Annotated in this window: 5 protein-coding genes; 2 read left to right on the forward strand and 3 right to left on the reverse strand. The window is 65.6% G+C overall.

From position 1 onward, the window contains the following. Nucleotides 1-60 precede the first annotated feature (60 nt). Nucleotides 61-867, reverse strand: a complete 807-nt coding sequence (locus tag PV773_RS24995; RefSeq protein ID WP_347968968.1) for a methyltransferase — start codon at nt 865-867, stop codon at nt 61-63. Nucleotides 868-1,060: 193 nt separating this feature from the next. On the opposite strand from PV773_RS24995, the gene PV773_RS25000 reads away from it, so the two are divergent. Together PV773_RS25000 and PV773_RS25005 are read left to right on the forward strand one after the other, a co-directional pair. After that, entirely contained in the window at nt 1,061-1,474 is a 414-nt protein-coding gene (locus PV773_RS25000; RefSeq protein ID WP_347968969.1) for a YciI family protein, read from the forward strand. Continuing rightward, nucleotides 1,475-2,809, forward strand: a complete 1,335-nt coding sequence (locus tag PV773_RS25005) for an RNA polymerase sigma factor (RefSeq protein ID WP_347968970.1) — start codon at nt 1,475-1,477, stop codon at nt 2,807-2,809. It begins immediately after the preceding gene. A gap of 16 nt (nt 2,810-2,825) precedes the next feature. On the opposite strand, the gene dnaE is transcribed toward PV773_RS25005, so the two are convergent. Both dnaE and PV773_RS25015 read right to left on the reverse strand, forming a co-directional pair. Further along, nucleotides 2,826-6,356 carry a DNA polymerase III subunit alpha gene (gene dnaE / locus PV773_RS25010; protein ID WP_347968971.1) on the reverse strand — a complete coding sequence of 1,177 codons (3,531 nt, stop codon included), beginning with the start codon at nt 6,354-6,356 and terminating at the stop codon, nt 2,826-2,828. Then, nucleotides 6,346-6,653, reverse strand: a 308-nt coding sequence (locus PV773_RS25015) for a hypothetical protein (RefSeq protein WP_347968972.1), incomplete at its 5' end; no start/stop codon positions are given. The genes PV773_RS25015 and dnaE, both read right to left, overlap by 11 nt.

The raw sequence follows: 6,653 nt of genomic DNA on the forward strand, positions 1-6,653 counted from the left end.
CCCAGCCAGCATCTTGAATCACAATCTGCTCAAAACAGGAATCCCAAATGATTCAATCAATCAGAAATCCGCTCTAATCGCCCGGCGACAGGTTTTGAGGATGGCAATCGAGCGCTCGTCGTCCCAGTCGTGCAGGATCCATTTCAGCATATGGGCGTCAGCGCCCTCGGGAATCGAAGCAAAAAAGTCGCCACCTACAACCTGGCAACGGTCGGCCACCGATGCCGACTGGAGCGTGGCGCCCGCGCCCTGCACCACCATGGGCTGGTCGAATAGGATACCTCGCTGCCGGGGATTGCGGGCGAGGATGGCCGCGATCAACGCGCCCTGCCCGCCGCCGACGTCCATGACCACGTCGAAGCGGCTGAAATCATAGGCCGCAAGCACGGCGGCTGCGACAGCCGGCACGAAGGACGACATCGCCCGGTCGAAGATACCGGACTCCTCCGGATGATCGATACGGTACTGCCAGACACCGGTGCCATGGGCGTGGGCAAAAGCGTTCTCGCCGGTGCGGACGCTGTGCAGCAATTCTCCCCAGGCATCGCGATAGTAGGCCCGCCCCACCATCCGAGCCCATGGGGCGACGGAGTGCTCGGCATCGGAGCGCAAGCCAGTCCCCAGTGCCGTCAGCGAAAACAGTCGTCCTTCGCCCTCATGCAGCACGCCGATCGAGGCGAGTGCACGCAGGAGCCGGTAGAGCGATCGTGGATGGGCGTCCGTCGCGGCGGCGAGTTGGTCGCTCGTGCGCGGCCCGTCGGTCAGGTGATCGGCGATGCCAAGCGTCGCGGCGACGCAGATCGCCTGGGACACCTGGTATCCGTTCACCATCTGCATGAGGTCTGCTGCTGCGGCCTTCTCGTCCATGACGACGCCCCCGTTGGCTGGCCAGGCAAGAGGTCAAAATACCAGCAGCGATAAACTGCTGCAACGAAGCACTATTCGGGACGCTTGAAAGAAAAATCCGCAGCATGTGTCGATTCTGCTGCGTTCTGCTCGTCGTGTTGGCAGACTAGGCCCAGACAATGGCGTCCGGCCTCAGATTTCGGGAGCAAGATCAATGCGTTTCATGTTCGTGGTCAAAGCCAGCAAGGATTCCGAGGCCGGCATCATGCCGTCGACCGAACTCATTTCCGCCATGGCCGACTATCACGAGGAACTGGCCAAGGCCGGCGTGCTGCTCGACGGCAGCGGCCTGCAACCGAGTTCCAGGGGATGGCGGATCACGTGGTCGGGCGGCAGGAAGACTGTCACCGACGGCCCCTTCGCCGAGACCAAGGAGCTTATCGCCGGCTATACCATCATCCAGGTGAAGACGCGCGAGGAAGCGATGGAATGGGCCAACCGCTTCCCGAATCCGCAGATGGAAAACGGCCAGATCGAAGTGCGCCAGATGTTCGATCTCGAGGATTTCGAACCGAGCGAGGGCATCGATCGCTTCCGCGACATGGGCATCGCCCAAGACAGGAAATAGATGGCCGCGGACGATCGCCATCCAACCCAGCGCCCGGGAACCGACGACAGCGTCGCCAGGAGCCGTGCGACCCACCGGGCCATCGAGACCGTGTTCCGTATGGAGCGGGCGCGGATCGTGGCGGCCCTCGCCCGCTTCATGCGCAGCGTCGACCTGGCGGAGGAATTCGCCCAGGACGCGTTGATCGCAGCGCTGCGCAACTGGCCCGAGGGTGGCATCCCGGACAAGCCCGGCGCCTGGCTGATCGCCTCCGCCAGGCGCCGCGCCATCGACCATTTCCGCAGAGCCAGGATGGCGGACGGCAAGCTCGCCTTGCTCGGTATCGACGCCGAGGCCGAAGCGACAACCGATCCGCCCGAGCCGGACGAAGGCCTCGGCGACGAGATGCTCGGGCTGATGTTCGTGTCCTGCCATCCTGTGCTGTCGACCGAAGCACGGGTAGCCCTGACGCTTCGTCTCGTCGGCGGCCTGACCACGGAGGAGATCGCCCGCGCCTATCTGGTCTCCGAAACGGCGATGGCCCAGCGCATCGTGCGGGCCAAGCGCGTATTGGCGGACGCCGGCGTGCCCTTCGAGTTGCCCATCGGCGACGAGCGGACGGAGCGCGTCTCGTCCGTGCTCGAGGTGCTCTATCTGGTCTTCAACGAGGGATATTCCGCCACCAAGGGCGACGACTGGATGAGGCCACAGCTCTGCCAGGAAGCGATGCGGTTGGGACGCATCCTGGCCGGGCTTGCTGCCGAAGACGCCGAGGTGCACGGCCTGATCGCGCTGATGGAGCTGCAGGCGTCGCGGCTTCCCGCCCGGAGCGACGCGAAGGGAAGGCCGATCCTCTTGCTCGACCAGAACCGCTCACGCTGGGATCACCTGCTGATCAACCGTGGCCTCGCAGCGCTTGCCAGGGCCGAGGCCCTGGCACGGCCGGGCCCCTACACGCTGCAGGCGGCGATCGCCGCGTGCCATGCAAGGGCGCGCACTGCCGACAAAACCGATTGGCCGCGCATCGCAGCTCTGTACGCGGCACTTGCAGCGCTCGCGCCCTCGCCCGTGGTCGAGCTGAACCGGGCCATGGCGCTGGCCATGGCCTTCGGGCCGGCCGCCGGGCTTGAGCTTGCCGACCAGCTGGCGGATGAGCCTGCGCTGCGCAACTATCATCTCCTGCCGAGCGTGCGCGCCGACCTTTTGGCAAGACTCGGCCGCTTGCAGGAAGCCCTCGGCGAATTCGAGCGGGCCGCAGCGTTGACGCAGAACGAGCGGGAGCGGGCGATGCTGCTCGAACGCGCTCAGGCCTGCCGGGACCAACTCGCTCGCAAGGCCAGAGACGCCAATCACTGACCCGCGGCAGGCAAAGCTAGACCAGCTCGACCTCGACGACCCCCGGCACCGCGCGCATCGCCGAGGCGATGGACGGCGTGATGCGGTAGCGTTCGCGCAGCTCGATCTCGATCTCGCCCTGCGCTTCGCCCTTGAGCACGATGAAGCTGACCTCGCCTTCGCCGCGCACCGTCAGGTGGTTGGACAGCATGTTGAGCGGGGCTGCGTCGCGCACGAATATGCGCAGCGTCTTCTGCACGCGGCTCGCCTCGTCCTCCAGCGACTGAACCGTCTGGATGCGCAGGTTGACGCCCTCGGGACGGTCCTCGGCGGCCACCGTGATGACCACGGACCTGCCCGGTTCGCACAGGTCGCGGTATTGCGCCAGCGTTTCCGAGAACATCACCGCCTCATACTGGCCGGAGACGTCCGAGAACTGGACGATGCCCATCTTGTTGCCGGTCTTGGTCTTGCGCTCCTGCTTGGTCGTGACCGTGCCGGCCAGACGTCCGGCGGTGGCGCCGCGCTTCACGGCGGCGGCGAAGTCGGCCCAGTTCTGGACGCGCATCTTCTCCAGCGCCACCTTGTACTCGTCGAGCGGGTGGGCCGAGAGGTAGAAGCCGACCACCTGGAATTCGCGGTGCAGCCGGTCGGCCGCGAGCCACGGATCGGTCTGAGGCAGGTGCAGCACCGGCGCCTGGCCGGAGAAGGCGCTGCCGAAGATGTCCGACTGGCCGAGGGCTGCATTCTCATGCGCCAGCGACGCAAGGCCCATCATGCGTTCGAGGCCTGCCATCATGGCGGCACGCTCGTGGCCGAAGCAATCCAGCGCGCCAGCCATGATCAGGCTTTCGAAGACGCGCTTGCCGACGATCTTGGGGTCGATGCGCTCGCAGAAATCGGCGAGGCTGGCGAAGGGCTTCTCCTCGCGCTTGGCGACGATGTGCTGGACCGCGGCTTCGCCGACGCCCTTGATGGCGGCGAGCGAGTAGAAGATCTTCTTCTCGCCGACTTCGAAGTCGCGGTAGCTGGTCATGACCGACGGCGGCACGACCTCGATGCCCAGGCGCATGGCATCCTGGCGGAAGTCGTTCAGCTTGTCGGTATTCGACATATCGTAGGTCATCGACCCGGCGAGGAACTCGACCGGATAGTGCGCCTTGAGGTAGGCGGTCTGGTACGACACGATCGCATAGGCTGCGGCGTGCGACTTGTTGAAGCCGTAGTCGGCGAACTTGGCCAGCAGGTCGAAGATGAAGTTGGCCTGCGGCTTGGCCACGCCGCCCTCGATCGCGCCGGAGACGAAGCGCTCGCGCTGCTTGTCCATCTCGGCGCGGATCTTCTTGCCCATGGCGCGGCGCAGAAGATCGGCCTCGCCGAGCGAGTAGCCCGACAGCACCTGCGCGATCTGCATGACCTGTTCCTGGTAGACGATGACCCCTTGGGTCTCCTTCACCAGGTAGTCGATCTTGGGATGGATCGACTCGATCTCCTCCTCGCCGTGCTTGCGGGCGTTGTAGGTCGGGATGTTCTCCATCGGGCCGGGGCGGTAGAGCGCCACCAGCGCGATGATGTCCTCGATGCGGTCGGGCTTCATGCCGATCAGCGCCTTGCGCATGCCAGCACTTTCGACCTGGAAGATGCCGACAGTCTCGCCGCGCGACAGCATGGCGTAGGTCTCGGGGTCGTCGAGCGGGATCAGCGCCAGGTCGATGTCGACGCCGCGGCGGCTGATGAACTGCACGGCCTTCTGCAGCACCGTCAGCGTCTTCAGGCCGAGGAAGTCGAACTTCACCAGCCCGGCCTGCTCGACATACTTCATGTTGAACTGGGTGACCGGCATGTCCGAGCGCGGATCCCGGTACATCGGCACCAGTTCCGAAAGCGGGCGGTCGCCGATGACGATGCCGGCGGCGTGCGTCGAGGCGTGGCGGTAGAGGCCCTCGAGCTTCTGGGCCATGTCGAGCAGAGTCTGCACGATCGGCTCGCGCTCAGCCTCCTCGGCAAAGCGCGGCTCACCTTCGATGGCCTGGGCCAGCGTCACCGGATTGGCCGGGTTCTGCGGCACCATCTTGGACAGCTTGTCGACCTGGCCATAGGGCATCTGCAGCACGCGGCCGACGTCGCGCAGCACGGCGCGCGCCTGCAGCGTACCAAAAGTGATGATCTGGCCGACCTGGTCGCGGCCATACTTGGCCTGGACGTAGCGGATCACCTCCTCGCGCCGGTCCTGGCAGAAGTCGATGTCGAAGTCGGGCATCGACACGCGGTCGGGATTGAGGAAGCGCTCGAACAGCAGCGAGAAGCGCAGCGGGTCGACGTCGGTGATGGTGAGCGCATAGGCGACCAGCGAACCCGCGCCCGAACCGCGGCCCGGGCCGACGGGGATGCCGTGGATCTTGGCCCATTTGATGAAGTCCGCGACGATGAGGAAGTAGCCCGGGAACTTCATGCGCTGGATGATGCCGATCTCGAACTCGAGACGCTCGCGATACTGCTCCTCGGTGAAACCGGGATGGATGCCGCGCGTGGCGATGCGCTCGGCCAGGCCTTCACGCGCCTGGCGCGCCAGTTCGTCGCCCTCGGCCCGCTCGGCGGCTTCGGCGTCGGCGACGTCGGCACCGGCGAAGCGCGGCAGGATCGGCTTGCGGTTCTGCGGAAAATAGGAACAGCGCCGGGCGATCTCCACCGTATTGTCGATCGCTTCGGGCAAATCCGCAAAAAGCTGCGACATCTCCTTCTGGGACTTGAGGAAATTGTCCGCAGTCAGTCGCCGCCTGTTGTCCTCGGCGACCACCGATCCCTCGGCGATGGCGATCAGCGCGTCGTGGGCCTCGAAGTCGCCCCTGGCCGGGAAGAAGGCCTCGTTGGTGGCCACCAGCGGCAGGCGATGGCGGTAGGCAAGGTCGATCGTGGCGGCCTCGATGCCCCGGTCGTAGCCGGCCAGGCGCTCGACTTCGACATAGAGCCGGTCGCCGAAGATCGCCTGTAGCCCGAGCAGCCGGCTCTCCGCCAACGCCTGATGGTCGTTCCTGATCGCCGCTCCGACCGGGCCGCGCGGGCCGCCGGTCAGGCAGATGATGCCGTCGGCAAGTGCCGTCACCCATTCGAGCTTGGCATGGATGGGCTCGCCGTTCGGCGTGTCCAGATACATGCGGCTGACGATGCGCACCAGATTGGCGTAACCGTCCTCGGTCGCGGCGATAAGCACGACCGGATAGAGTTCGAGCGCCGTTTTCCAAGCAGGGCCGCGCTCGGTGGCTGCCGCTGCGGCGGCGAAATCGACGTCGACCTGGCAGCCGACGATGGGCTGGACGCCGTCCTTGGTGGCCTTCTGGGCGAATTCGAGCGCGCCGAACAGGTTGTTGCTGTCGGCGACGGCGATCGCAGGGGCCTCGTCCTTGACCGCGTGACCGACGATCTTGCCGAGCGGCAGCGCACCTTCGAGCAGCGAATAGGCGGAGTGGACGCGAAGATGGATGAAGGTCCGCGGCGAAGCCTCTGGCTTGGCTTCCGCTTTCAATGCCTCGCGCTTCAGCGGATCGCGCGGCGGCCGTTCACTCGACATCGAATCGTCTGCCTTTCGGAGAATGTTTGCCGGCCATGTTCGGCCAGCCCGGCCGCGGTGTCCACCCGGCCCGGCGACGCACCGGCAGAGCCTTGTGGAATATCGACCCAATCGCCGCCTTGCGACCGCCGGGTGTCGCCTTGCCGGTTGATCGCGGCGGCAAAACCTGAAACCCTAGGACAACAATTTTTCCCCTGATTGCGCATAAAGGAAGATCGCCATGAAAACCCGCGCCGCCGTCGCCGTTGGAGCAGGCAAGCCGCTCGAGATCATGGAGGTGGACCTCGAGGGCCCGCG

The organism is Mesorhizobium sp. CC13, assembly GCF_039907765.1.
Lineage (GTDB): Bacteria > Pseudomonadota > Alphaproteobacteria > Rhizobiales > Rhizobiaceae > Aminobacter.